The organism is Streptomyces sp. S465, from assembly GCF_026898115.1.
GTDB lineage: Bacteria > Actinomycetota > Actinomycetes > Streptomycetales > Streptomycetaceae > Streptomyces > Streptomyces luomodiensis.
On the sequence record NZ_CP114036.1, the window covers coordinates 1715416 to 1740991 of the forward strand.

Sequence of the window (25576 nt, forward strand, 5' to 3'; positions counted from 1 at the left end):
CGGACGGCGCTACTTCCGCAACACGCCCTAGCCGATGGCCGGCGGGCCGACCGGCCCGCCGGCCACCGTCCTCCCACGCATCACGGGAAAGCATGATGACCCCATCCACCTCATAACCGAAATGGCCTATTTCGCGCTTCTTGGCGTGTAGGGCCGTCAATAGGATGGCGCCGATCATCAATCAGGGGGGAAATGTGTTGCGTAAGCGATCGACATTGACCTTTGCGGGAATCGTGCCCGCCTTCAGTGAGATCGCAGCACCCGCGGTCGCCGATGGTCGAAGAGATCCTGGTGGCCCCGTGGTGTACGCGGATTGCGCGACGCCGCCGTCTGGCACCCGGAGTATGACCGTGCAGGGCGCCGACCGCTAAAGCCTGTCGCGGGAGACCGTGGTCGGGAATTCTCCCGCGCTGATGGCTGCCGCTTCCGGACGAACCTCACCCCGCGGTAGCTCGCGCCGCCCGTGGAGACGATGACCGCGGCACAGGCCGCGCCGGACCCTTCCTGCGGACGGTGCCAACGCGCCTGGCCAGAACCACGGGCGGAAAGAGAACGGTCCATCGATCCGGGCCGGACGGCAAGGTCGGCAAAACACCGAGCGAGGAGGGGACGTGCAGCCTGAACGTGTGTCGGAACTCGCGGATCTGTTATCACGCGCGCGCAGTGCCAGGGCGGGCATGGGCAATGCCGTCCTGGTCCGGTCCGTCTCGGGAATGCGCTGTTCCGCGCTCCTGGGCGAGGTGGCCGAACGCGTGCGGCGCTTGGGCAGCATGGTCTGGAGCCTGTCGTGTTCTCCTTCGGACGCCCACCGTCGGTTCGCGGTCGTCCGCCAGCTGCGGGCCGCCTCGCTCAAGGTCGCCGGCCGGGACGAGAACGTCGAGGGCGAGGAACCGCTCAGCGGAACAAGCGAAGGCACCGGCCCCTTCGACCATCAGCTCTTCGAAGCCCTGTGGGAAGGCTTCACACAGGGCGCCCGCCGGCATCCGCTGGTCGTCATCGTCGATCACATCCAGTGGATGGACGAGACCTCACTGCGCTGTTTCGGCTTTCTGGTACGCCGCCTGCACCATCTGCCGGTCTTGCTGATCCTGGCCTACCGTACGGACGAAACCCCGGTCGACCGCACACTGATCGACGACATCTCCACGTGCGACCGATGTCAGTCCCTCACCCTCAGCCCGCTCTCCCCGCACAGCGTGCGCGACATGGTCGAGACCGCCTATTCCGGGCAGGGCTGCGACGACGAGTTCGTACAAGCCTGTGCCGAGGCCACCCACGGGCGTCCCTCCCGTCTGGAAAAGCTGCTGGCGTCCCTGACCGCCGACGCCGTGCCCCCTCGGGCGTCACAGGTCGACCGGGTGCGGCGATGCGGTGAACGGCTACAGGCCGAGGCCGCCGCCGCCCGGCTGCTGCGCCAGCCCGCCACCCTCCGCGAGGTCGCCGAGGTCGCCGCGGTACTCGGCGAAGAAGGCGATTGCGCGGTGATCGCGGACATGCTCAACCTGTACGGGGACACGATCTGGGGACTCACCGCGGAGCTGACCCGGGTGGGGGTCTTTCGCCCGACGGGCACCCCCGAGCGGTACCGCTTCACCAATGCCGAGCTGTGGAGGCTGATCCACCGGGACATGTCCGCCGATGCGCGGCGCGCGCTGCACATGCGGGCCGCCCGGCGGCTGAACGACCTGGGGGCGCCGCTGCCGCAGGTCGCCGAGCACCTGCTACAGGCCGACGTGGCCGAGGACGCGTGGGCGTGCGGTGTCCTGAAGAACGCCGCGGACGACGCCCTGAGGGCGGGCGACCCCAAGACGTGTGCCGAGTACGCGTGGCGTGTGCTCCGGGACTGGATTCCGGAGGAAGAGCGCGCGGAGGTGCTCTGGCTGCTGGGCCGCGCCGAGGTGCTCTTCGCGCCCGCGGCCGCCGACCGCCATCTGGACGAGGCGGTCCGCCTCTTCTCCGATCCGGCGCGCCAGGCGGCGGCGATCGTGGAACGCGCCTACGCACGGGTGCTGCGGCAGGGCAGTGCCGAGTCGGCGCTGCGCCCGCCCCGCACCGTACTCGCCCATGTCGACGAGAAGGCGTTCGCCGAGCTGGCCGATACGGAGCTGAGCCTGAGCGTGCAGTCCCTGACCAGTACGGTGCCCGAGGGGGGAAGGGCGCCGGTCGTGGCGGCGCCCGACCGGCCCGCCCTGAGCCACACACTCGGCGTCACCCCCGGCGAGCGGGAGCTGCTGGCAGCCATGGCCGGCGATCTGGCCTGCCGGTCCGAGCCCCGCGACGTCCCGCTGGAGCTGGTGCACCGGGCGCTGGCGGGCGAGCGGCCGGCGGACAGCGCTTCGCTGGTGCTGCTGCTGCGATGTATCACCGTACTGACGTGGGCGGGGCAGCTGCGTGAGGCGCAGCGCTGGGCCGATCACATGCTGACCACAGCGCTGGACCAGGACGCGCTCTTCCCCCGGGTGATCGCTCATTGCCAGCGCGCCGAGATCGCCGTGCGGCTGGGTGATCTGTCCCTGGCGCTCACCGAGGCCAAGTGGGCGCAGGCCCTCACCACCGCCCATCATGAGGTGAAGAGCTGCCATGCCGTCGCGGTGACCGAGGTCGCCCGGGTGCGCGGGGCCATGGGCCACTGCGAGGAGTCCGTCGGCCTCCTCCAAGGACTCCACGATCTGCCCGCAAGCGCCCTGGGCATTCGGGGTATGTTGCGCCTGCACTCGGGTGACCTCCGGGGCGCACTCGCCGACCTGATGGAGTGCGGGCACCGGCTGGAGGCACTGGAGATCGTCAACCCCGCTCTGAGTGCCTGGCGCGGCTGCGCCGCGCTGGCGTGGAAACGGCTCGGAAACGACGCGGAGGCCCGTCGGCTCGCGGAGACGGAGGTCGAACTGGCCCGGCGCTGGGGCAATCCCGCGGTCATCGGCCAGTCGTTGCGCTCGCTGGGGGCAGTGAGCTCGGGGGCGGCGGCGGAGCGCGCGCTGGCCGAGTCCGTGTCCCTGCTCGAGCAGACCGACGCCCGGCTCCAGCTGGCGCTTTCCCTCGTCGCGGCGGGCCAGGCGCAGGGGCGCAACGGTTCTTACGCCCATGCCCGGCAGGCGCTGCACAGGGGAATGCTGCTCGCCGAGGAGTCGGGCGCGCGGTCGCTCACCGCCGAGGCGCACCAATCGCTGCTCGCCTCGGGGGGACGGCTTCGGCGCACCCCGGTGTCCGGACTCCCGGCCCTCACACCGACCGAGCGTCGTATCGCCATACACGCCGCCCGGGGCAGAACCAACAAGAGCATCGCCGATCTGCTGCACATCACCCCGCGCACCGTCGAGGTCCATCTCACGCATGTCTACAGCAAATTGTCCATCCGCGGACGGAACGCCCTGCCCGACGCCCTGGGCGCGGTGCTGCGCCACGAGTGCTGAGGGGTGCACCCGGCCGGCCGGTGGAGACGTCCGGGCCTACCGGCGCCCCACCACGGCGAACCCCAGCAGCAGCACGAAGCCGTCACCGGCCACGAAGCTCTGCCAGGCGGTCATCGCCCGGAGATACGCCGTCATGCCGACCGCGCCCCGCTCGACCAGCGGCAGCAGCCGCTCCGGGGACAATTGCGGCGCCAGGGCCGCGAGCCCCACTTCGTCGCTGGTGTAGGCGAACGGCCGCACGGTCACGTCGGTGAAGCCGGCGTCCCTGAGCACGCGGGGCAGGCGCCGGGCGATCAGCCGGTCCCCGCCGGCCGCGGACTGCGCCGCGCCGAGTGCGCGGTACGCCTCTTGGGCCAAGCCCGACAGGTCGGGCTCCGCCGTCCCCCACAACCCGGCATCGACGTCGATCACGACAAGGTGCCCGCCCGGCCGCAGGACCCGGCGCAGCTCCCGTGCCGCGGCGACCGGCTCCCGCAGGTGCTGGAAGACGTACCTCGACAGCACCAGGTCGAACGTCGCGTCCGCGAACGGTGTGTCGCCGATGTCGCCCAGGAACAGCTCCAGTTCCGCTCCGGCCGCCGCGCGGGCGCGCGCCCGGTCCAGGAGTCCGGGGTGCGCGTCCAGCCCGACGACTCGGGATTCCGGCAGCGCGGCGCTCAGTTCGGCGGTCACCGCGCCGTTTCCGCAGCCCGCGTCCAGCACCGCCCCACCGCCGGAGGGCGCCAGCGGCTGGAGGATGCGCCACTCGTGCGCCCAGGTCAGCGTGGCCTGGTGGGCCAAGCGCTCCACCTCCTGCTCGAATCCGCCCAGTTCCCTTTCGGGGCGGTAGCTGTGAGCGCCTGGTGTCACCGGCCCTCCCGCCTCACCCATGGCGCCGCTCCACCCGCATCAGCAGACCGTCCCGCGGACGCAAGGTGACCAGCGCCTCGGGGACGACCGTGGTGCCGGGTGCCCGCGTCAGCCGGAGCCGCTGGAGGACGACCGTGAGGACGAGCATCGCCTCCGTCGTGGCGAAGGCCTGTCCGATGCAGACCCGGGGGCCACCGCCGAACGGCAGGTACGAGTGAACCGCCCGGCTGTGCCGGCGCTCGGGCCGGTATTCCTCGGGCGCCTCCCAGTACTCCGGATGCCGGTGCAGCGTCCAGGGGCTGACGCACACCAGCGTGCCGGCGGGGATCCGGAACCCGCCGAGGAGGTCGTCGTTCACCGCGCGCCGGGAGATCAGCCACACCGGCGGGAACAGGCGGATGGCCTCGTCCAGACACTGCCGGGTATGGACCAGCTCGGACAGGTCCGCGGCGGTCGGCAGCCGGGTACCCAGGACCCGGTCGATCTCGGTTCGCACCCGCGCCGCGTGCTCGGGGTACCGGTCGAGCAGGTGGAGCGTCCAGCTGAGGGCCTTCGCGGTGGTCTCGTGACCGGCCATGACCATGGTCAGGACCTGGTCGTGCACCTCCTGGTCAAAGAGGGCGTCGCCGTGCTCGTCCCGGGCGCCCAGCATCGCGTCCAGCAGGTCTCCGGGGTGCCCGTGGGGGCCGGTCAGCCGCCGGGCCCCGATCATGGTGCCGACCACCCTGTCCAGGAAGCCCTTCGCGCCCGTGTACGCCCGGAGCCGGGCCCGGACGTCCTCGTCCTCGGGCGGGGTCCCGTCGAAGTGCCCGATGAACCGGTTGATGTCGTCGACCGCCTGCCCGAAACCACGTCCGGCCGCGGTCAGTTCGGAGCCGAGCAGCGCGGAGGCCACCACCCGCAGGGTGAGTGAGGTGAAGTCGTGGTCCACCCGGACGGCATCGCCCCGGTCGGCCGCCTCGCCCCAGGCGGTGGCCAGGTCGAGAGCCGCCTCGACCATCAGGCCGTCGAACGACTCGACCGCCACCCGCCGGAAGGATGGCGCGCACAGTCGCCGCTGCCGCTCCCACTGCGCGCCGTTGCTGGTGAGCAGCCCCTTTCCGAGCAGAGGGGTCAGCATGAAGTCGTCCGGCGTCCCGGCCTTGGTGTAGTTGGTGTAGTTGTCCTTCAGGATGTGCCGGGCGAGTTCGGGCGTATTGGCGAACCACACGGTCTGGCCGCGGGTGCGATGGCTGCAGAGGTCGCCGTACTCGGTGACCAGGTCCGAAAGGAAGGTGAGCGGGTCCGCGCGGATGCCGGCCAGCGCCAGGTCCTCCGCCGGCCCTGGGGGGCGGTCGTCGGAGCCGGCCGTCGGGATGGCGTCGGACCGGGTGGGGCGGGGCATGACACGTCTCCTTCGAAGCGGCGGGTCGGGGGTCGTGCGCCCGGCACGACCTGTTGCGGCCCGCGGCACCGGGCGGGCCGCGGGGCAGCGGTGGATCAGGACATCTGCCGCTGGACGAGGCGGTAGAACATGCCGTCCTTGTCCTTCAGCAGTTCCTCCGGACTGCCGGCCTGCACGAGCCGGCCGGCGTCCAGAACCAGCACCCGGTCCGCCCGCATCACCGTCGACAGCCGGTGGGCGATCACGATGCGGCTCGCGTTCAGCCGCCGCATGCTCTGCGTGACGATCTCCTGGGTGCGGTTGTCCAGTGCGCTGGTGGCCTCGTCGAAGAAGAGGATGCGGGGCCGGCCGATCAGCGCACGGGCGATCATGAGCCGCTGTCGCTGGCCGGCCGACAGCGTCGTCGCCCCTTCGGAAAGGACGGTGTGCATGCCCATCGGCATCCGTCCGAGATCCTCGTCGAGTCCGGCCATCTCGGCGGCCTCCCACGCTTCGTCGAGCGAGTAGTTGCCCATGCCGCAGATGTTGGACAGGACGCTGCCGGCGAACAGGTTTCCGTTCTGGAGCACGACACCGCACTGTCGGCGGACGGCCGTCACGTCGAGCGACGACAGGTCCATGCCGTCGTACAGGACCGCTCCGGTGGTGGGCTCGTCGAAACCGATGAGCAGCCTGAGCAGCGTCGACTTCCCGCACCCCGTCGGCCCCACGATGGCGACGAACTCCCCCGGCCGCGCCTGGAAGCTGACATCGTGCAGCACCGGCGGCTGATCGTCGTGATAGCGGAAGCTGACGTTGCTGACCTCGATCTCGCCGTACAGGTCGCCGGGCGACTCCTTGGTGGCCGACACCTCCGGCACCTCGGAGATCACCGGTTGCAGGCCGTCGAAGAGCGGTATCACCGCTGACGCCATGGTGACGCTCCCGGTGACCTGGACACAGGCCGCCAGCATCATGCCGTAGGCACTGTTGAAGGTCAGGAAATCGCTGACGGAGAGCTGGTGGCTGGCCGGGCCGCCGACGAGCGCGAACAGCAGCAGGGTACACACCAGCAGATATCCGGAGTTGAAGACGGTGACCACGTTCTGCAAGCGGCGCGCGCGGGAGGACAGCCTCCGGGACTGGGCGAATCCCAGAGCCCAGTGGGCGTACGCCCGGTCCTCCGCCACGGCGACGCGCAGCTTGGACAGACCGCCGAGCATCTGGAAAAGGGTTCCGGCCAGCTTGTGGTCGTGCTCGGTCAGTCGCTGCTGCCATGTGGTCTGCTTGATCCCCACCACCAGGCAGACCCCGCCGCCGGCGAGTGCCAGGGCCAGCGCCATCAGGGCCAGGGGGACGCTGTAGAAGAACAGCAGACTCAGGTTGGTGACGAACAGCAGGCAGCCCAGTACCACCTGGTTGGTGATGCCGGACAGCACCTCCCGGATGGTGCTGACACCCATCGCGGAATTGCTCAGCTCTCCCGTGGAGACCTTGGTGAAGAACGCGGTGGGAAGCCGCAGGAGCCGGTCCCACACCGCGGCTTGTGCCCGCCCCTCGAAGCGTCCCTCCAACCGCAGCAGCGACAGGTTCTGGACCGCCGACAGCACCGCCGAGAACACCGCCGCGGTGAACAGGACCACGCACACCTGCGTCACCGGCCCCCGATCGGCACGGGGCACCAGGTCGCCGAGCACCTTGCCGGTGAGCACCGGAACCAGCAGTCCGAGCAGTGCCGCGGCCAGTCCGAGTCCGACCATCACCCCGGCGTCCCGCGCGCTGCCGCGCAGACCGAACCGGACCAGAGCGCCCCGGCTCAGGGGTTCGTCCGGCAGCGGCGGGTAGAACATCCACGCGGTGTTCTCCAGCCGTGCGGCGTAGGCACGGCCGACCCGCACGGCCTTGCCGCCGGGCTGCCGGGCCTCGTACCGGCCCCGCCGCCAGATCAGCGCCACCGGGGTGCGCTTGGTGGCGGTGTCGCCCGGCGGGTCCCCCGGTCCGCCGGTGGTATCCGGACCGAGATGGGCGAACAGCGGCCCCAGGTCCGTGCGCCACCATCTGCCGTCCAGACGGATCTGCCGGGTGCGGAAACGCGAGGACACCGCGATCCGCTCCACGGGGCCCAGCCGGGCGTCGGAGGCCTCCGACGTGGAGGCGCGGGTGATGTCGACGCCCGAGGCGTGTCCGACGATGCGGGCCACCGCCAGATAGGTGTCCTGGTCGGAGGGGTCGAAGTCGCCGTCCCCCGGCAGCCCGAACGGGTCGAGCACGGCCGTCAGAGCGCGGGAGGAGCGCTGTAGCGTCTCGGCGTCCAGTTTCCGGCGCTGTCGCATCTCGCGGCGGGCCGTGGACCGTCGGCTGATCATCCGATCGGTCAGCCGTCGCATGAGAAGGCGCTGCTGGGACAGGACCTCGTGGGCGAAGTCCGGGTCGGCCATGACCTCCGCGGTGCGCAGGACGCCCACCACCGCGCCCTTGGGGGAGCGCACCCAGTCCGCCTCGGTGACCAGGAACCGTTTCGTGGTGCCTCGGCCGGGCCAGCCGGATGTGGCGAACGCGTCGGATGCGGACGGTGGGGACGGCGGGGGTGACGGGGCTGGTGGGGGCGGTGGAGGTGGTGGGGTGGCGGCGGGCCGGGAGCGCGCGTCGGCCTCGTTGACGTCGGTCAGCGCCAGTCCGACCGAACCCTGGAGCACCTGGATCCAGACCGCGCCGTCGACCGAGCGTGCCATGGACCCGGCCGGCAGCCGGGTGCGGCGCGAAGGCCGGGACACCCCGTCGGCGCTGTCCGTTTCCAGCGGGACGAATTCCCTCGGTGGCAGCTCGGTCCGCACGGCGTCGGCCAGTGCCACGAACCCGGCGTCCAGCCCGGCCGCCAGTTGCGCCGCCAGCCGGCTTCCCGGCCCGCCGTCGCGCGGCCAGGCGCCGTGTCCGGCAGTGCGACGCACGACGCAGAGCGCGTCGACCAGCGTGCCGTCGCGCACGGCTCCGCCGGGCAGCGGTTTGCCGACGAGGACCGGCCCGTCCGACCGGCCGCCGCACAGTACGGTGCCGGTCCCGACGCGGCACAGGAAGGTCCAGCGTCCGCTGTCCTCCTCGCTGACGGCGAAGAGGTCCAGCATGCCCTCGGTGACGAACCACAGGCGCCCGGGGTCGTCCAGTGCGAAGACGCCCTCTGTCCGAGGACCGAGGATCGCGGCGAGCTCGGAGAAATCCATCGCTTCCGAGCCGGACCAGATCGGGAAGTGGGATGTGGTCACTGCTTCATTGCTCCCGGATCAAGTCGGCGTACAGTCCCTCCGCCCCGACAAGGGTGTGATGCGTGCCGCGCTGCACGACCCGGCCGTGATCCAGTACCAGGATCTCGTCACTGTCCCGGATCGTCGACAGCCGGTGGGCGATGATCACGCAAGCGCAGCCGAGCCGGCGGAGGTTGTCGTCGATGCGCTTCTCGGTCTCCGCGTCCAGGGCGCTCGTGGCCTCGTCGAGCACCATGACGCTGGGCCCGCGGACCAGTGCGCGGGCGATCTCCAGACGCTGCCGCTGGCCTCCGGAGAAGTTGGAGCCGCCCTCGGCGACGACGCTGCCGAGGGTGCCCGGCCGGGAGGCCACGACGTCGTAGACGGCCGCGGCGCGCAGAGCGGCGACGATCCTGTCGTCGGGGATGGAGGTGTCCCACAAGGTGACGTTCTCCCGGACCGTTCCCTCGAAGAGGAAGATGTCCTGGTCGACGAAGGCCACCGCGCTGCCGAGGGTGTCGCGGGCGTACTCCCGGCGTTCCCGGCCGTCGAAAAGGATCTGGCCGGACCACGGCTCGTACAGACCGGCGATGAGCCGGCTCACCGTGGACTTCCCGCTCCCCGAGCCGCCCACCAGCGCCACGCGCTGTCCGGGCCGCACGGTCAGGTCGAAGTCCCGCAGCAGCGGATCCCCCAGCGGGCTGTATCCGAAGGTGATACCGCGCAGCTCCACGCTCGCCACGCTGGTGGGCCGGCGGGAGGCCGGAGACGGCGAGGGGGCGGGCCGGTCCGGGGCGTGGCGCCGGGGCTCCCGCGGCGCCGGTGCCCGGCCGGGTCCGCCGTTCGGCGCGCCGGCCGGGCCGCTGCCGGGCGCCACGGCACCGAAGTCGGCGGCCAGCGGGAACCGTTCGATGTCCTTGAGCCGGTTGATGTCGGCGGCCACGTCCTGCACCCGCGGCCCCAGGTTGGTCAGCTGGGAGACCGGACGGCTGAAGTTCGTCACCAGCGTCTGGAAGGCGACCAGCAGACCGATGGAGATGGCCCCGTCGATCGCCTTGAGACCGCCGATCAGCAGGATGCAGCCGCTGTCCACCGCCGCCAGGAGCGGTGGTACGACGGCGAGCAGCGCGGTGGGCGTGCCGAGGACCTGCGATCCGGAGACCACCTTGGCCTGGAAGCCCGCCCAGCGCCCGAAGTAGTCGTTCTCGGTGCCTGACGCCTTCATCGTCTCGATGAGCTGGAGGCCGTTGAACGACGCCGCTGTCAGCCGCGCCCGGTCCGCCCGGAGTTTGGACACCGCGTCGCTGCGGAGCCGTGACACCAGGCGCAGCACCACGATGTTCAGCAGGGCCACCCCGACGCCGATCACGGTCAACTCGGCATCGTAGGTCCACAGCAGGATCGCGTAGAACACCACGAGCAGCGCGCTGACCGCCGCGGTCGCCACGTCCCGGGACAGGATCTCGGCGACTCTGTCGTTGGAGGCGACCCGCTGGGAGATCTCGGCCGGGTTGCGCTGCGTGAAGAAGACCACCGGCAGGCGCAGCAGGTGCCGGACGACGCGGGCGGAACTGCGGATCGCCGTCGACGACTCCACCCGCAGCAGATGTGCCTGCTGAAGCAGGGTCAGCACGACGGTCAGCCCGGCGGCCACGCCCATCGCGCCGAGCAACGGTGTGATGAAGGAGTGATCGCCGTTGTTCAGTACCCGGTCGATGAAGGCCCGCGTGAACGCGGGAACCGCCACGCCGGGGATGATCAGCAGGATACTGGCCAGGAGCGCGAGCAGCAGGGCCCCACCGTTGCTGCTGTAGCGGGCGTACAGGTCCGAGAGGATGCGCGGGGGGCGTCCGCCGCGCTGGAAGTCCGGCCCGCGCTCGAAGGTGAGGACGATGCCGGTGAAGCTGTTGTCGAACTCCTCGAGGCTGACGGTGCGCTTGCCGGAGGCGGGGTCGTTGAGGTGGACCACCGGCCGTCCGAGCCGGGTGCCCATGCCCTCGTAGACCACGAAGTGGTTGAAATTCCAGAACAGGATCGTCGGCGGCCGCAGCGTGCGGAGTTTTTCCACCTCCATCTGCCGGCCTCTGGCCAGCAGGCCGTAGCTTCTGGCCGCTCGCAGCAGGTTCGACGCCTTGGCCCCGTCACGGGAGACGCCGCAGGCGGTCCGCAGCTCCTCCAGGGGGACGAACCGCCCGAAGTGGCCCAGCACCATGCTCAGTGAGGCCGCGCCGCATTCGACCGCCTCGAGCTGGATCACGGTCGGGGTACGGACGCGCATCCGCTTATCGGAGCGGCCCTCGCGCCGGCCGCGCCGCATCCCGTGGTGCGGCTGTTCGCTCGCCGCCTCGGAGTCGGCCTTCCGGCCCGGCGTGTGCTGTGGGGGAACGGATCGAGTCGTCATCGCGGCAGCAGCCAATCAATGGGGCGCTCACCGGGCAGCCGGCCGATGGCGCTGACCTGGGTCCACGAGTTGATGCGGAACGGCGGTCCGGACGTTGTGGTCCAGCGGTAACCGCTGGGCACGTCGGCGTCGCGGTCCGGGTCGACGGTGATCCGGATCGGTCCGCCTTGCTCCAGGAGTTGTGTGGCCAGCAGTTTGTTCCCGCCCAGGAAGTCCTGCACCTGCTGTTCGGTCTGGGGGAATTGGTCCATGGCGGTGACCCGGCCGCGCATCAGGCCGAACGCCTGCGCGGGAGCCGACGCCACGTCCATGTCCACCCTGTCGCCGATCTTCAGCAGGCCCGCCTTGTCCGCGGGGGCGAACAGGACGGCCACCATCCGGTCGTTCTCGCCGTCGGTGCGCTCCACCGTCATGAACGTCGCGCCCGCGGCGACGTACTGCCCGTTGCCGACCAGCAGGGCGATCGCCCGGCCGGAGAAGGGGGCCCGGACGGTCTTGGTGGCTCCTTCGGCGTCGACCAGGGACAGCACCCGAGCGCCCTTGGTCACCACGTCCCCGGTGTCGACGAAGACGTTCGACACCGTCCCGCTCTGCGGACTTTCGACCTTGGACACCCCCAGTGGATGGGTGAGGATGCCCGGCACGTTCACGCTCCGGGCCAGTTCGCCGTTGAAGGACCACACCAGGCCGCCCACGATGATCGCCCCCACGACCGCCAGCACCGCCCAGGCACGCGGCCGGGTCAGGCGCACCGGGCTGTCCAGGTCGTCGGGTTGGCGCAGGTTCTCCAGTGCCTTACGCCGGAACTCCATCGCCGCCCTCCTTCCCGAGGCTGCCGAGCAGGAACTCGCCGACGGTCGACTCGCTCTCCCAGGGCACCCCGGAGGCGGCGGCGAAGGCGTCGGAGTCGCCGCCGCCGAGCCCGCAGCCCGCGAGCCCCATCGCGGTGGCCACGCTGTACATCACCTGGTAGAGCACCCCCACGTGTTTGAGCACCAGGGCGTAACCCATCGAGGAGTACTTCCACATCACCCTCCCGAAGCGCGCCGTGATCAGCAGCGTCACCTGCGGCGGAGCGGACATCTGCGCGGTCGCGCGGGACATCTCGGCCAGGCGGGTCAGCGCCGGTCCGGGCTCGGCGACCAGCTCCAGCCGGTGTTCCTCGGGGTCGTAGTGGTACAGGCCCGGTGCCACACCGTCCACCTGGTGGATCAGCGGATAGATCTCCAGCTCGTACGCCCGGCCGCCGGACGGGTAGGGCCGGTCGCCCAGTTCCTGCGAACCGTCGTCGTACCTGCCCCGGTTCCGTGCGCTCCGGTACAGGAACTCGCCCAGCTGCCCGGCCGTGAGCGGCGCCGCGCTGTCGTGCAGCCGTAACGACCGCCGGTCCTCCAGTACCTCGGTGAGGGTCCGGTCGCTCGTGCGCAGCGCCTGGAGGTCCGCCCGGGGCAGCTCCACCGAGCGGCCGTCGAAGGGCGGCCGGACCGAGGGCAGCGGCTCGGCGAAGCCCTTGGCCCAGTAGGTGCCGCCGTACGGCAGGTCGTGGCGTCCGACGCGGGTACGGCTGTGGAACCACAGCTCGTGCGGCGACCACTGCGCGAAGCGGAAGTCTTCCTCGGCGGCGCCGCTCCGCGGAACCAGAAAGCCGTGCCGGGCCAGGGCGCTCAGCAGCGCGGGGACCGCTTCCGGCCAGTCCACCGGGTAGGTCCGCGCGCCCGCGGGGTCGCGGGGGTCCCGCTGTGCGGGCAGCGCGGCCAGCAGACCGGCGAGCGCCGGATCGTGCAGTTCGGCGGCGACGTGCGCCAGCGGCGACTCCAGCACCATGCCCGTGCCATCGGCGCGCAGCACGGCGAAGCGGGACATCCGCAGCTCGGCCGGGTCGCCGTCATGCTGGAGAACGGGCGGAACGGTGGGGCCGAGCGGGCGGAAGGTCAGCAGCGGCGCTCCCGCGACCTCCAGGGTGGCGGAGAGCCAGCCGCCCGCCCGCAGCCTCCGCAGCAGCGTGGGAATCTTGAGCATGCCCAGCTCGCCCTCGTGGCTCCGGACGACGTCCAGCAGCTCGTCGCTGCCGGTCTCTTGGGTGGCGAGCAGCTCCATGGCCGCCGTCAGTCCGGGTGACAGCGCACCCAGCGAGGTACCGCGCTGCCCGATGAGAATCTGGGTCGCGCCGCTGGGGACGGTGACGATCCGGGCGCCCGGGTGAAGCCGCAGGAGTTCACCGACACGCACCGGACCGGGGGCGGGTGGGGGGTTGCTGATGGCGCCGGAAGGATCGGGACCAGTCATGTCATCTCCAGGGAGACCGCGGTGGGGAAAGCCCTGACACGGGGCGAGGACGTGCTTGTGGGGGCGGGTCAGAAGAAGACGCTTCGCGGGTTCATCCGGTCCTCGGCGGTTGCCGCGGACAGCCAGCCCAGTTCCACTGGTACGGAGTAGAGCCGGCCCGGACCCAGCCGGCGCCAGAAGTGGCGCATGCCCGGGACCATGACCTTGGCGACCTTCAGCTCCAGGTCGGGCAGGCTCTGGTCGAGGACGATCACTTCGAGGCCCGCCTTGCGCACCCGCTCGACCCCGCCCCGGATGTCCGTGGCCAGGTCACCGGAGAACAGGCCGGAGTAGCTGCCGGCCGAGGTGGTGGGGAGGTTCGGGGCCGGCACGACCCAGGGGTCCTGGGCGGCCGTCACCTGCTGGAGCCATGCGAGCGTGTCCGGGTCGTCCTCCCAGTAGTCGGTGGACCCGTCCGCCTTGCGGTTGATCACCGCCGGCAGGAACTGGTTGACCTCGGTCAGGGCCCGCAGGACGGCGATCCGCACGTCCAGGTGCGCCCCGAATCCCAGCAGCACGTCCTCCACCGGGTGGTCGATCCGGCGCGAGACCGCGGCGAAGGTGGGGATGCCCAGGTCGGTGGTGATGTCCACCGCCTCCAGGCTGCGGTTCATGCCGGCGTAGAACTCACGGAGGGTGTCGATGTACGGCTCGTGCAGGCTGTCGAGATCGAAGCCGGGCCGCAGCGCGCGGTTGTACCACCACAGGCCGACCGCGTCGCGCTCGCAGAGTTCGTAGAACGCCTGGAGGATCGCCTCTTCGAGGGTGTTCCCGGCGGCGTTGCCGTTGCCGTCGCTGAAACAGTAGAAGTGGTCCACCAGGTCGGGGTGGCCGAACCAGGCGTATCCCGCCGGCACCAGTCGCTCCCGGTCGTGCGTCAGCGACCACGCCGCCGTCCAGTCGATCTCGCGGCCGGTGTCGAACGGTTCCGGCACGATGTGCAGCCGGCCCGCGCCGTTGTGGTTCCATTCCTCCCGGCCGGCGTACTGGGCCTCGGAGTACAGCAGCAGGTCGCCTGCGTGCACCGCCAGGTCGGGACCGAGCGCGTCGAAGCTGGCCCGGCGGGTGGGGCGGTCGTCGCGCCATACTCCCGAGTACCGTTCGATGGCCTCGCACATTCCGCTGACCCGGGCCTGGATGTCGGTGCGGCCCTTGCCGCCGCTCTGGCCGCGCAGGTTGCGGCGCAGCATGGCGAGGTTGTCGCCGGGCATCGCGAAGTTGTGGCCGGCCGAGTAGCTGTAGGTGACGCCGTTGTCGACGTCATTGAGCAGCCGCAGCGAGCTGACGGCGCCGGTCAGCCGGCTGATGTGCTTCTGCAGCCGCTTGTAGGTGTCGTCGGGGCGCATCGTCCGGTGCCCGCCGTCCGCGCTGAACCGCACGGCCTGCTCGGTCAGTTCGATCCGGGGGTCGATGTGCAGGACCGAGGGGTCTCCGCAGCCGGGACACTGCGGCTGCCGGATCAGCTGGTGGCGTTCGGTCCGCATGGTCGGGACATGCACCGAGATCAGGACTCCCCGGTAGTCGGCCGCCTCCGCCCCGATGATGCCGGCCACGGCGCCGACGACCATCTGTGCCGCAAGCCCTCCCGACCAGGGGGAGGCCGCCACAGAGGTGAGGATCGGAGCGTCGTCGCCCCGCTTGCGCTTGAGGTACGCCTCCACCTGCCGATTGCCTTCCAGCCGCCGGGCCAGGCACTGCCAGCATCCGGTGACGTCCGGCACCAGGTAGGGGCCGGTCCAGACATCGGCGCCGGTGGGCTTGGCCAGCAGCCAGGGGATGCCGGCCCCGCGCAGGCGGGCGTCGACGGCGGTGAGTTCGGGGTTGCCGTAGTCGTCGGCGAGCACGACGGCCAGGGTCGGAGCGGTGGCACCGGCCGCGGCGGCGGTGACCGGCCGTACCTCGATGCCGGTCGTCCGCAGCGCGGCCACCACCTCCGCCTCGTCCACCGCACCCACCGAGGTGATCTCCACCTGGGCCTCGTCCAGCCGCCGGGTGGCCTCGGCGGCGTCCACGCCCTGGGCCTCCCAGAAGGCCACCGAGGCACGGTCGGTCCCGACAGGGCCCTCGGCGAGGTGGTGGAAGCGCTGGAACTTGCTGATGGCGAAGACGACTTCACCCAGGGTGAACCGGTCGGAGAGCTTCAGGGCTATCTCGGCGATCGTGTGGGTCCCGTCCAGGAAGGGCACCACCTCGGCGACCGCCTTGCCCTGCACCAGATAGTGGCCTTCCTCCGACACCAGGAAGACCCGATCCGGACTGACGACCTGCGGGACAAGGTGTGCCTTAAAGCGAGGCAGATCCACGGCGCCCTCCAAAGACATCTCGACGTGGTCCGACACTTTATTACCCGTCGGGACAGGTAAAGCAAGGAATTCAGGACGACCGTCGGCTATTCTTTCGGCGCTCCTCGGCTGCCTCTGCCGGGTGGCTTTCTTATCCGTAGGGGGGCCTCTCCCTATCCCTATGAGTCCCTCACCTCCGACCGCCCTGAGCTGCGATAACACTATGGGTCGGCGGGTTCCGCGGATACCGGTGAGGCCGCAAAAAGATGGAACCACAAGGGAAAAGACCGCAGTTGACTGGGCGGTGGTCGGCTCTGAATGATTTCCGCATCCACCCGAATCCGGCTCGGCCCGGAATCGACAAGCGATAAGGGGGGCCCATGGAACCCAGGGAGAGGTCGGCATTCGTCAGCTCTTACACCAAGGTGCTGACGGCTGCCTGGTCCAACGACGCATACGTGACGCGACTGGAGACGGACCCGCGCGCCGCACTGGCCGAGCAGGGCCTGGAACTGCCGGCCAACGCGAGCGTACGCATCGTCCGGAACATCGGGGGCGACCCCGACCTGGAAGCCCAGGTGGCCCTCTGGGAAGCCGGCAAGACCAGCGGTGTCTACGAACTGAGGGTACCGAGCTCACCCCAGATCGAGGACCGCGAACTGTCCGAGGCCGACCTGGAGGCCGTAGCGGGCGGCGACAACACCTACTGCTGCTGCTGTTCTCCCTGCTGCTGCTGCACCTGACACAGGTACGGCGGCGCGGCGCCCCTCGCCCTCAGCCCTCGATCACGCTCTGAATCCCAAGGTGGTGCAGATGCCCGGACCGGAAGTCATCGGGGTGTCCGGACTGCGCAAGTCCTACGGAGCCGTACCCGTGCTGCACGGGGTCGACCTCCATGTGCGACGCGGCGAGATCTTCGCTCTGCTCGGCCCGAACGGCGCGGGGAAGACCACCACGCAGGAGATCCTCACGGGCTTCAGCAGCCGCGGCGCCGGGTCGGTCAGCGTCCTCGGCCAGGACCCCGTCGGCGCCGGGCCCCGGTGGCGCGCCCGCATCGGCATCGTCCCCCAGGATGTGGGTTCCTTCGACGAGCTCACGGTCAAGGAGGTCGTCTCCCACTTCGCCTCCCTGTACCCCGACCCCTTCCCCGTCGACAGCGTGATCGAGCGGACGGGGCTCGGCGAGAAGGCGAACGAACGCACCGCTCGGCTCTCCGGTGGTCAGCAGCGCCGCCTGGACATCGCGCTCGGCATCGTCGGACGCCCCGAACTGGTCTTCCTCGACGAACCCACCACGGGACTGGATCCACAGGCCCGGCGCGTCACCTGGGACCTGATCCGGACGCTGGCCACGAACGGCACCACAGTGATGCTCACCACCCACTACCTCGACGAAGTCGAGGTGCTCTGCGACCGGGTCGCCATCCTGCTGCGCGGGAAGGTCGCCGCGGAGGGCGCGCCCAAGGACATCGGCGGGCGCGCCGACGGTGAGGCCGTCATCGAGTTCCACGCCGGAGGCGCGCTGCGCGGGGCGGGCCTGCCGCCCGTTCAGCAGCCCGGGGCGCCTCCGCTCGGACGGGCGGAGGGCCAGGTCCGGATCAGCACGGACGCACCGGCCGCGACGCTGCGCGTCCTGCTCGACTGGGCGGCCCGGCTCGGGAGCGACGACCTCCCGGGACTGACCGTCACCAGGCCCACGCTGGAGGACGTCTACCTCCGGATGATCGCATCGGCCGACGCGACGACCGCGGCGCCTAAGTCCCGGCGGGAGAACACCGGATGACTGGTGGAAGGGAAACCACGGCCGTGGGGGATCGATCCGGACTCCGCCCGCGCCCACAGCGGATGCCCTCGATCGGCAGGGTGGCGGTGGCCCGCGCCGGCATCGAGCTGAAGTGCTACTTCCGCAACCGGCAGGCGGTGATCTTCACCTTCGCCCTGCCGCTCGTGCTGCTGCTGATCTTCGGCGTGATCTACAGCGGCGACGCCCCCGGCACCCACACCCCCATGAAACAGGTGCTGATCGCCGGAATCATCGCCTCCGGCATCATGAGCACCACGTTCTCCAGTCTCGCGGTCGCCATCGCGATCGAGCGCGACGACGGCACCCTGCGCCGACTGGCCGCGACCCCCATGTCACCGGCGTCGTACTTCCTGGCCAAGGTCGCCCAGGCCTTCGTCACGGGAGTGCTCGAGACCGTGGTGCTGCTGACCGTCGGCGTCGGTCTGTTCGGCCTGCACCTTCCGAACACCGCGGCACGCTGGTTCACCTTCGCCTGGGTCGTGGTCCTGTCCATCGTCGCCTGCTCCTTCCTCGGCATCGCCTACAGCCGGGTGGCGCCCAACGCGCGCGCCGCGGCGCCCGTGGTGCAACTGCCGTACCTGGCGCTCCAGCTCGTCTCGGGCGTGTTCTTCGTCTTCACCTCCCTCCCCGGCTTCATGCAGGTGGTGGCGGGATGCTTCCCGCTCAAATGGATGGCTCAGGGCCTGCGGTCGGCGTTCTTGTCCGACTCCTTCCAGCAGTCCGAGGCGGCCGGCAGCTGGGAGCACGGGCGTACGGCCCTGATCCTCGGCGGGTGGTGTGTGGCCGGACTCCTGCTGAGCCTGACGGCCTTCAAGTGGGAGCGGGCCAAGAAATGAACGCGCTCCCGAGCCCCCGAACTCCCGGCCTCGAGGCGGGATCGTCCGGGCGTCGGCCGTGACGCCCGGAACACTTTCACAAAGGAGACCCATGGAACCCAGAGAGAGGTCGGCATTCGTCAGCTCTTACACCAAGGTGCTGACGGCTGCCTGGTCGAACGACGAATACGTGACGCGACTGGAGACGGACCCGCGCGCCGCACTGGCCGAGCAGGGCCTGGAACTGCCGGCCAACGCGAGCGTACGCATCGTCCGGAACATCGGGGGCGACCCCGACCTGGAAGCCCAGGTGGCCCTCTGGGAAGCCGGCAAGACCAGCGGTGTCTACGAACTGAGGGTACCGAGCTCACCCCAGATCGAGGACCGCGAACTGTCCGAGGCCGACCTGGAAGCCGTAGCGGGCGGCGACACCTACTGCTGCTGCTGCTCACCGTGCTGCTGCTGCACCTGACCTGATCGTGCACCGCATGAACCCGCTGGCCGTAACGGACGAGGAATTCGTTCGTTACGGCCAGCGGGCCCAATGGAGCCGGGCAACGCAACCGAGACGGGGAAGTGTTCGAAAAATGACGTCAGCCGACCTGCCGGCCGGGCTCGGCCCGCCCTCCGCCGTGGCTGGACGGCGCCAGGTGCACCTGGTCGAGATGACCGTGATGCCCGGCGTCCGCTACAGCACCGTGCTGGGCTACCTGCAAGCCGCCGCCGAGGCGGCCCCGGACCTCGCCGCGGCCTGTTCCTTCACCAAGCATGTGTACATGCAGGGCGGGGACGCTTTCGAGGCCGCCTGCGCCAAGGTGCTGGGCGCGCTGGAGGATCCCCTGGCGGTCGCCTTCACCGTCTACTTCTGGAACCGGCCCAGCACGCTCGAACTGGCCCGGCGGGTCAAGGAGCGCTGGCCCCGCTGCCGCATCGTGATCGGCGGCAACGATGTGACGCACCAGCAGGTGGTGTTCACCGAGGCGCCCTGGGTCGACGTCCTCGTCCACGGCGAGGGAGAGTTGCGCTTCCGCGACCTGCTGCGGGTATTCCTGCGCCACGAGGAGCCGGCCACCGCGGACGACGAGTTGGCGGCCCTGCCCGGCATCAGCTACCTCTCCGCCGACGGCGAGGTGGTCACCACGCCCGAAGCCCCCCGGATCGCGGACCTCGGCGCATTGCCCTCGCCGCTGCTGGGGAACACCTGGACCGACGAGGACATCGCGCGGTCCCGGATGCTGGTGTACGAGACCAACCGGGGCTGCCCCTATTCCTGCGCCTTCTGCTACTGGGGCGGGGCCACCAACTCCAAGATCCGCCAGTTCCCCATGGACCGCATCCAGGAGGAACTGGAGCGCATCGTCCGGGTCGCCGCCGACGGCACCCAACTGTTCATAGCCGATGCCAACTTCGGCATCGTCGCACGCGACGTGGACATCGCACGCCACATCGTGGAACTGTGCCGGCGCCACAACAAGCGGCTGCTGGTGATGACGAACTGGGCGAAGAACACCAACGGCCGTGTGGTGGAGATCGCGGGAATCCTCTACCGGGCCGGGCTGACCGGGGCCATCACCCTCTCGGCACAGTCCTTCGACACCGAGGTGCTACAGATCGCCAACCGCCGCAACATCCGGGTCGACAACTACCGCCGTATGCAGACCCAGTTCCGGGCCCAGAACATCCCCACCTACACCGACCTCATCTGGGGCCTGCCCGGTGAATCCCGCGCCACCCACCTGGCCGGGATCGAGGAGGCGATCGCCTCGGGCGGCTCACCCGTCATCTACCCTCTGCTGCTGCTCAACAACACCGACTACACCCACGACCGCTTCCGGGACGACCACGGTCTGCGCACCGGGTACCTGCCCTGCGACCCCGGGAACACGGACCTGATGGCCGACGTCGTGATCGAGCACTCCCGGATGACGTTCGAGGACTGGCTGAGCGGGATGGCCTTCCGGATCCCGCTGACGCTCTTCCACAAGTGCCTGCTCCGCTCGACGTTGCGCGTCCTCGCCGAGGTCTCCGGTGTGCGCACGGTGGACCTGGTGGAACTGCTCGGCCCGTTCCTGCGCGAGGGGGGTGGGGACGACCCCTTGATCGCCTTCCTGATGGCCGACTACGCCCGTGCCTGGCGGGAGCCCGCCGCCTTCAACCGTGATCTGCTGTACGGGTACGTCGGGCGTCCGGTGATCCACGAAGAAGTCCACTACCAGGCGATGCTGCGGCGCATGGTGGGCGACGAGGGCCGCGCGGCCCACTACGCCCGAGCCGCCGTGGACTTCCTGTACGAAGCGCTCACGTCCCGAGGGAACCCCCTACCGGACCGCGCCGACCTCGACATGGTCACCGACCTGGACCTGGCGGCGGCAGCCGTGTTCCGTGCGGGGATCCACGGGACGGCGGAGCACCACGAACTCGCCCTGCCGGAAGCGCTGTTCGACCTGTTGAGGCGTTACGGCGACGTGCCGGGCGGAGCGCCCGCGGCCGTTTCCGGCGACCATCTGGTGCGTGTCCGGATCGAGGTGCCCGAGGCGAGAACGCGGTACCCTTTCAGCGCGTACGCGCTCTCGGTCTGGCACGGCAGCGGACGGCCTCTCCACGATGTCGACATGCGCCTCGATGTGCACACCCGCCGGACGGGGAGGCTGTCAAGACGATCGCGGTATCACCCACAGCCTAGGAAGACCCCGGCGGCTCCGGCCGCCGAACCCACCCCTCGGGAAGGATCCCTGCCGTGAACCGAAACCTGCGCAATGCCACCCCGGTCGCCTATGCGGCGCTCATCCTCTTGGGCTTCCTCATCGACACCACCGTCGGAATCGCCGTGATCATCGTCGGTGGCATCCTCATCAGCGTACTGTACACCGCCACCAGGGGCGGCCGTGCCGCGGACGCCACACCGCGCCGGGCCCGTCGGCAGCGCAACCGCAGCTGAGGCGGCACGGCGGGCACGGGACTGCCCGCCGCCTTCCTTGTGCTCCTGACGGGACCACAGGACGTTGCCGTTGTGCACGCCGATGCCGCCCAGTGCCCCGGAGCACTGGCGGGCGGCGCCCACGCAGTCGGTGGAGAGGAGGCATGGTGAACAGCGATCGGGACGACGGGGCCGGTCCTGTCGACGACCACGCAGAGTCCGACCGCGCCGATGAGGGCACGTACGAGTTCACCTACGTTGGGCCGCGGCTGCAAACCTGGTACATGGTGAGCGCGGCGGACGGCGCCGAGCCGGAGAGCGCGGAGCCCCAGGACGAGGCGCCGGGGCCGTCGGCACCCGGTGCCGTACCGCAGGCGCAGCAGCCGCAGCAGCCACAGCAGTTACAGCAGCCGCAGCCGCAGCCGCAGCCGCAGCCGCAGCCGCAACACCAGCCCGGTCACAGCGGTCACGGCTTCCCGCAGCCGAACGACCCCGGCCGGCCCGTAGCGCCCGTCTGGCCCGTACCGCCCGGTCAGCCGGTACCGCCGATGGGCGGCCCGCGGCCGGACGCCGGGCCGGGCGGCCCGCAGGCCCATCGGCCCGAAGTGGACCAGCGGCAGCGCACCGGCCAGGGCGGCGCCCCGCTCGGCCACACCGCGGCGGTCGAGCTGAGCTCCGATCGCCTGCTGCGCAACCAGCCCAAGGCGAAGAAGCCGGGGGCCAACGCCCGGCCGAGCCGCTTCAAGCCCGGCGCCAAGAAGGAGGCGGCGGAGCGGCAGCGCAAGCTGGACCTGATCCGCACCCCCGTCCTGTCCTGCTACCGCATCGCGGTGATCAGCCTCAAGGGCGGTGTCGGCAAGACCACGACGACCACCGCCCTGGGAGCGACACTCGCCAGCGAGCGGCAGGACAAGATCCTGGCGATCGACGCCAACCCGGACGCGGGCACGCTGGGCCGCCGGGTGCGCCGTGAGACCGGTGCGACGATCCGCGAACTCGTGCAGGCGATCCCGTACCTGCACACCTACATGGACATCCGCCGGTTCACCTCTCAGGCGCCCTCCGGCCTGGAGATCATCGCCAACGACGTGGACCCCGCGGTGTCGACGACGTTCAACGACGAGGACTACCGGCGGGTCATCGAGGTGCTGGGCCGCCAGTATCCGGTGATCCTCACCGACTCGGGCACCGGCCTGCTCTACAGCGCCATGCGCGGAGTGCTGGACCTGGCCGACCAGTTGATCATCGTGTCGACGCCGTCGGTGGACGGCGCGTCGAGCGCGAGCACCACCTTGGACTGGCTGGCCGCGAACGGCTATGCCGAACTCGTCTCCCGCAGCATCACCGTGATCTCCGGGGTGCGCGAAACCGGCAAGATGATCAAGGTCGAGGACATCGTCGCGCACTTCCGGACCCGCTGCCGCGGGGTGCAGGTGGTGCCGTTCGACGAGCACCTGGCGGTCGGCGCCGAGGTGGACCTAGACATGATGCGGCCCAAGACCCGGGAGGCGTACTTCGACCTCTCGGCGATGGTGGCCGAGGACTTCACGCGGGCGCAGCGGGCGCAGGGCCTGTGGACCGGCGGCGGTGGCAACCAGCCGTCGGTGCAGCCCCCGCCGATGCCGGGCCGGTACCCGGCGCCCGGTCCCTACGGGGGCGCTGCGACCGGCTACCCGCAGCCGTACGGGCCCCAGCCGCAACAGGGCCACGGCTACCCGCCACCCCCGCCACCTCGGCCCGGATCCAACGGCTGATTCCGGAGCGTGAGGCAGCCGCCGTCAGGCGACCTCTAGCCGAGGAAACTCAGCCGCACCTGACGGTCGGGGTTGTCCTTGTTCGTGTCGACCAGGCACACCGACTGCCAGGTGCCCAGGGCGAGCCTGCCGCCGATGACCGGGAGGGTCGCGTGCGGGGGGACGAGGGCGGGGAGGACGTGGTCCCGGCCGTGGCCGGGGCTGCCGTGGCGGTGGCGCCAGCGGTCGTCCGGGGGCAGCAGGTCGCGCAGCGTGGAGAGCAGATCGGTGTCACTGCCGGCGCCGGTCTCCAGGATCGCGATCCCGGCCGTGGCGTGCGGGACGAAGACGTTGAGCAGGCCGTCGCCGCCGTTCGCCACGTCCCGTAGATACGCCTCGCAGTCGGCGGTGAGGTCGGCGACGGTCTCGGTGGAGCCGGTGGTGACGCTGATGGTGTGGGTACGGAATGTGCTCATGGCACCATCCTGGTACGCCACCGCGGAAAACTCCCGTCGTAAAACTCCCGCAACAAAGGTCCGAGGAGCAAGACACCGTTGACCGGTTCCGGGCGTCCTCGCTAGCTTCGACGTCATGTCTACGTCAGCCCTGCTCACCACGCGCGGTCATATCGACCTGCTGCGGGTGGCGTCCGCCGCGTGTCCCGGCCCCCGCTGACCTTCTCCCCCACTCCCCCTCCCCGCTTCCGTCTCGTTCCGCTCTGCCGTGCCGACCGTCGTGTCGTACGGGCATCGAGGCGTACCCCTTTTGTGGAGCCCCCATGTCCCCGGTTCTCGAACCGGTCGTACCGCTGTCCGCGCGCCGCCGCACCGTGCCGCGCTGGCTGCGCCGCACGACCGGACCGATTCTTCTGCTGGTGCTCTGGCAGGTGTCCAGCGCCACCGGTGTGCTGCCCTCCGACATCCTGGCCTCCCCTGGCACCATCGCCCGTACCGCCTCCGACCTGCTGGCGGACGGCACCCTGCCGCACGCCATGCTGGTGTCGGTGCAGCGGGTGCTGATCGGCCTGCTGCTCGGCGGGGTCGTCGGCGTCTCGCTCGCGCTGGTCTCCGGGCTCTCCCGGCTCGGGGAGGACCTGGTGGACGCGAGCGTGCAGATGCTGCGCAGCATCCCCTGGGTCGGCATGATCCCGCTGTTCATCATCTGGATGGGCATCGGCGAGGCCCCGAAGATCGCGCTCATCGCACTCGGCGTCACCTTCCATCTGTATCTGAACGTCTACGCGGGCATCCGCGGCGTGGACGCGCAGCTCATCGAGGCCGGGACCGCGCTGGGGCTCGGCCGCTGGGGGCTGATCCGCCATGTGGTGCTGCCCGGTGCGCTCCCCGGGGCCATGACCGGGCTGCGGTACTCCCTCGCCACCGCCTGGCTGGCGCTGGTCTTCGGCGAGACGATCAACGCGGATGACGGGATCGGTTTCCTGCTCAACCGCGCACGGGAGTTCTTCCAGACCGATGTGATCGTGGTCTGCCTGATCGTCTACGCCGCCCTCGGCCTGCTCGCCGATTTCATCGTCCGCACTCTGGAGAGGCTGCTGCTGCAATGGCGACCGAACTTCACCGGCAAGTGAACTCCCCGGAACAGGGCGCGAAGGGCGAGACCGGCGACGCCGCGGTGCGGATTCGCTCGCTGACCCGGTCGTTCGACGGCCGCGCGGTCATCGACGACCTCCAACTCGACATCCGGGCGGGCGAGTTCGTGGCGCTGCTCGGCCGCAGCGGCTGTGGCAAGTCCACGCTGCTGCGGGTGCTCGCCGGGCTCGACCGGGAGATCGAGGGCGAGGTGCTGGTGCCGCGCCGCAGGGCCGTCGCCTTCCAGGCGCCTCGGCTGATGCCCTGGAAGAAGGTGTGGCGCAATGTGCTGCTCGGGCTGCCCGGCCGCCCCGGGCGGGCCGTCGCCGAGCAGGCGCTCACGGAGGTCGGTCTGGGCCACCGTGTCGACGCCTGGCCCAAAACGCTCTCCGGTGGTGAGGCACAGCGCGCCTCGCTCGCCCGTGCGCTGGTGCGCGAGCCGGATCTGCTGCTGCTGGACGAGCCGTTCGGCGCGCTGGACGCGCTCACCCGGATCACGGCCCAGCAGCTGGTCGCCGAGTTGTGGCAGCGGCGCGGCTGCGCGGTGCTGCTGGTCACCCACGATGTGGAGGAGGCGCTGCTGCTGGCCGACCGCGTCCTGGTGATGGACGGGGGTGTCATCGCGCATCAGGTCCGGGTGGACCGGGACCGGCCGCGCGACATCGCCGATCCGCTCCTCGCCGAACTGCGCGCCGAACTCCTGGACCGGCTGGGTGTGAGGGCGCCCGAGCCGGCCGTCCACACGGTCGGCTGAGCCGGTCCCGGCCCAGCCGGTCCGGGCCCAGCCGATCCCGGCCCCGTGCGACCCGTATCGCCCGCACCACCCGTACCGCCCGCACATCTGCTCGCA

Annotated in this window: 19 protein-coding genes; 11 read left to right on the plus strand and 8 right to left on the minus strand. The window is 70.6% G+C overall.

Features of this window, described 5'->3' with window-relative positions; genetic code table 11:
- The first annotated feature begins 611 nt into the window (after nt 1-611).
- A complete protein-coding gene (locus tag N6H00_RS07305; RefSeq protein WP_268970761.1) occupies nt 612-3410 on the plus strand; it encodes a helix-turn-helix transcriptional regulator in 2799 nt (932 codons plus the stop codon).
- Between the two features lie 36 nt (nt 3411-3446).
- Here the strand turns inward: N6H00_RS07305 and N6H00_RS07310 are convergent, their stop codons facing one another.
- The 7 genes from N6H00_RS07310 to N6H00_RS07340 all read right to left on the minus strand — a co-directional run bounded on the left by N6H00_RS07310 (nt 3447) and on the right by N6H00_RS07340 (nt 15824).
- The gene (locus N6H00_RS07310; protein WP_268970762.1) at nt 3447-4259 is read right to left on the minus strand and encodes a methyltransferase domain-containing protein; all 813 of its coding nucleotides are present in this window, start codon (nt 4257-4259) and stop codon (nt 3447-3449) included.
- 13 nt (nt 4260-4272) lie between these two features.
- On the minus strand, nt 4273-5643 hold the full coding sequence (locus N6H00_RS07315; RefSeq protein ID WP_268970763.1) for a cytochrome P450: 1371 nt from the start codon (nt 5641-5643) through the stop codon (nt 4273-4275).
- A 95-nt stretch (nt 5644-5738) separates the two neighbouring features.
- Nucleotides 5739-8882, minus strand: coding sequence for an NHLP bacteriocin export ABC transporter permease/ATPase subunit (locus N6H00_RS07320; protein ID WP_268970764.1), 3144 nt, complete (start codon nt 8880-8882; stop codon nt 5739-5741).
- A 4-nt stretch (nt 8883-8886) separates the two neighbouring features.
- On the minus strand, nt 8887-11262 hold the full coding sequence (locus tag N6H00_RS07325) for an NHLP family bacteriocin export ABC transporter peptidase/permease/ATPase subunit (RefSeq protein WP_268970765.1): 2376 nt from the start codon (nt 11260-11262) through the stop codon (nt 8887-8889).
- Nucleotides 11259-12074: an HlyD family efflux transporter periplasmic adaptor subunit gene (locus N6H00_RS07330; RefSeq protein WP_268970766.1), complete on the minus strand. Its 816-nt coding sequence runs from the start codon at nt 12072-12074 to the stop codon at nt 11259-11261. Before N6H00_RS07330 ends, N6H00_RS07325 begins: the two co-directional genes overlap by 4 nt.
- Nucleotides 12058-13548, minus strand: coding sequence for a SagB family peptide dehydrogenase (locus N6H00_RS07335; protein WP_268970767.1), 1491 nt, complete (start codon nt 13546-13548; stop codon nt 12058-12060). The genes N6H00_RS07330 and N6H00_RS07335 overlap by 17 nt, the downstream gene beginning before the upstream one ends.
- Before the next feature lie 68 nt (nt 13549-13616).
- A complete protein-coding gene (locus N6H00_RS07340; protein WP_268970768.1) occupies nt 13617-15824 on the minus strand; it encodes a TOMM precursor leader peptide-binding protein in 2208 nt (735 codons plus the stop codon).
- Between the two features lie 425 nt (nt 15825-16249).
- Between N6H00_RS07340 and N6H00_RS07345 the strand changes: the two genes are divergently transcribed.
- The 7 genes from N6H00_RS07345 to N6H00_RS07375 all read left to right on the plus strand — a co-directional run bounded on the left by N6H00_RS07345 (nt 16250) and on the right by N6H00_RS07375 (nt 23158).
- Nucleotides 16250-16612, plus strand: a complete 363-nt coding sequence (locus N6H00_RS07345) for a hypothetical protein (protein ID WP_268970769.1) — start codon at nt 16250-16252, stop codon at nt 16610-16612.
- Nucleotides 16613-16682: 70 nt separating this feature from the next.
- The gene (locus N6H00_RS07350; RefSeq protein WP_268970770.1) at nt 16683-17651 is read left to right on the plus strand and encodes an ABC transporter ATP-binding protein; all 969 of its coding nucleotides are present in this window, start codon (nt 16683-16685) and stop codon (nt 17649-17651) included.
- Between the two features lie 23 nt (nt 17652-17674).
- Nucleotides 17675-18508 carry an ABC transporter permease gene (locus N6H00_RS07355; RefSeq protein ID WP_268970771.1) on the plus strand — a complete coding sequence of 278 codons (834 nt, stop codon included), beginning with the start codon at nt 17675-17677 and terminating at the stop codon, nt 18506-18508.
- A gap of 91 nt (nt 18509-18599) precedes the next feature.
- A complete protein-coding gene (locus N6H00_RS07360; protein WP_268970772.1) occupies nt 18600-18959 on the plus strand; it encodes a hypothetical protein in 360 nt (119 codons plus the stop codon).
- Between the two features lie 115 nt (nt 18960-19074).
- Nucleotides 19075-21228: a radical SAM protein gene (locus N6H00_RS07365; protein WP_268970773.1), complete on the plus strand. Its 2154-nt coding sequence runs from the start codon at nt 19075-19077 to the stop codon at nt 21226-21228.
- Complete coding sequence (locus tag N6H00_RS07370; protein ID WP_268970774.1) at nt 21225-21425, plus strand: hypothetical protein; 201 nt, start codon at nt 21225-21227, stop codon at nt 21423-21425. The genes N6H00_RS07365 and N6H00_RS07370 overlap by 4 nt, the downstream gene beginning before the upstream one ends.
- A gap of 143 nt (nt 21426-21568) precedes the next feature.
- A complete protein-coding gene (locus N6H00_RS07375; RefSeq protein ID WP_268970775.1) occupies nt 21569-23158 on the plus strand; it encodes a MinD/ParA family ATP-binding protein in 1590 nt (529 codons plus the stop codon).
- A gap of 35 nt (nt 23159-23193) precedes the next feature.
- On the opposite strand, the gene N6H00_RS07380 is transcribed toward N6H00_RS07375, so the two are convergent.
- The gene (locus N6H00_RS07380) at nt 23194-23613 is read right to left on the minus strand and encodes a YjbQ family protein (protein ID WP_268970776.1); all 420 of its coding nucleotides are present in this window, start codon (nt 23611-23613) and stop codon (nt 23194-23196) included.
- A 115-nt stretch (nt 23614-23728) separates the two neighbouring features.
- Between N6H00_RS07380 and N6H00_RS40430 the strand changes: the two genes are divergently transcribed.
- The 3 genes from N6H00_RS40430 (at nt 23729) to N6H00_RS07390 (ending at nt 25480) form a co-directional block, all read left to right on the plus strand.
- Entirely contained in the window at nt 23729-23812 is an 84-nt protein-coding gene (locus N6H00_RS40430; RefSeq protein ID WP_443073196.1) for a putative leader peptide, read from the plus strand.
- A gap of 103 nt (nt 23813-23915) precedes the next feature.
- Nucleotides 23916-24725 (plus strand): ABC transporter permease, encoded by an 810-nt coding sequence (locus tag N6H00_RS07385; RefSeq protein WP_268970777.1) that lies wholly within the window; start codon nt 23916-23918, stop codon nt 24723-24725.
- Entirely contained in the window at nt 24698-25480 is a 783-nt protein-coding gene (locus tag N6H00_RS07390; RefSeq protein WP_268970778.1) for an ABC transporter ATP-binding protein, read from the plus strand. The genes N6H00_RS07385 and N6H00_RS07390 overlap by 28 nt, the downstream gene beginning before the upstream one ends.
- Nucleotides 25481-25576: the final 96 nt, after the last annotated feature.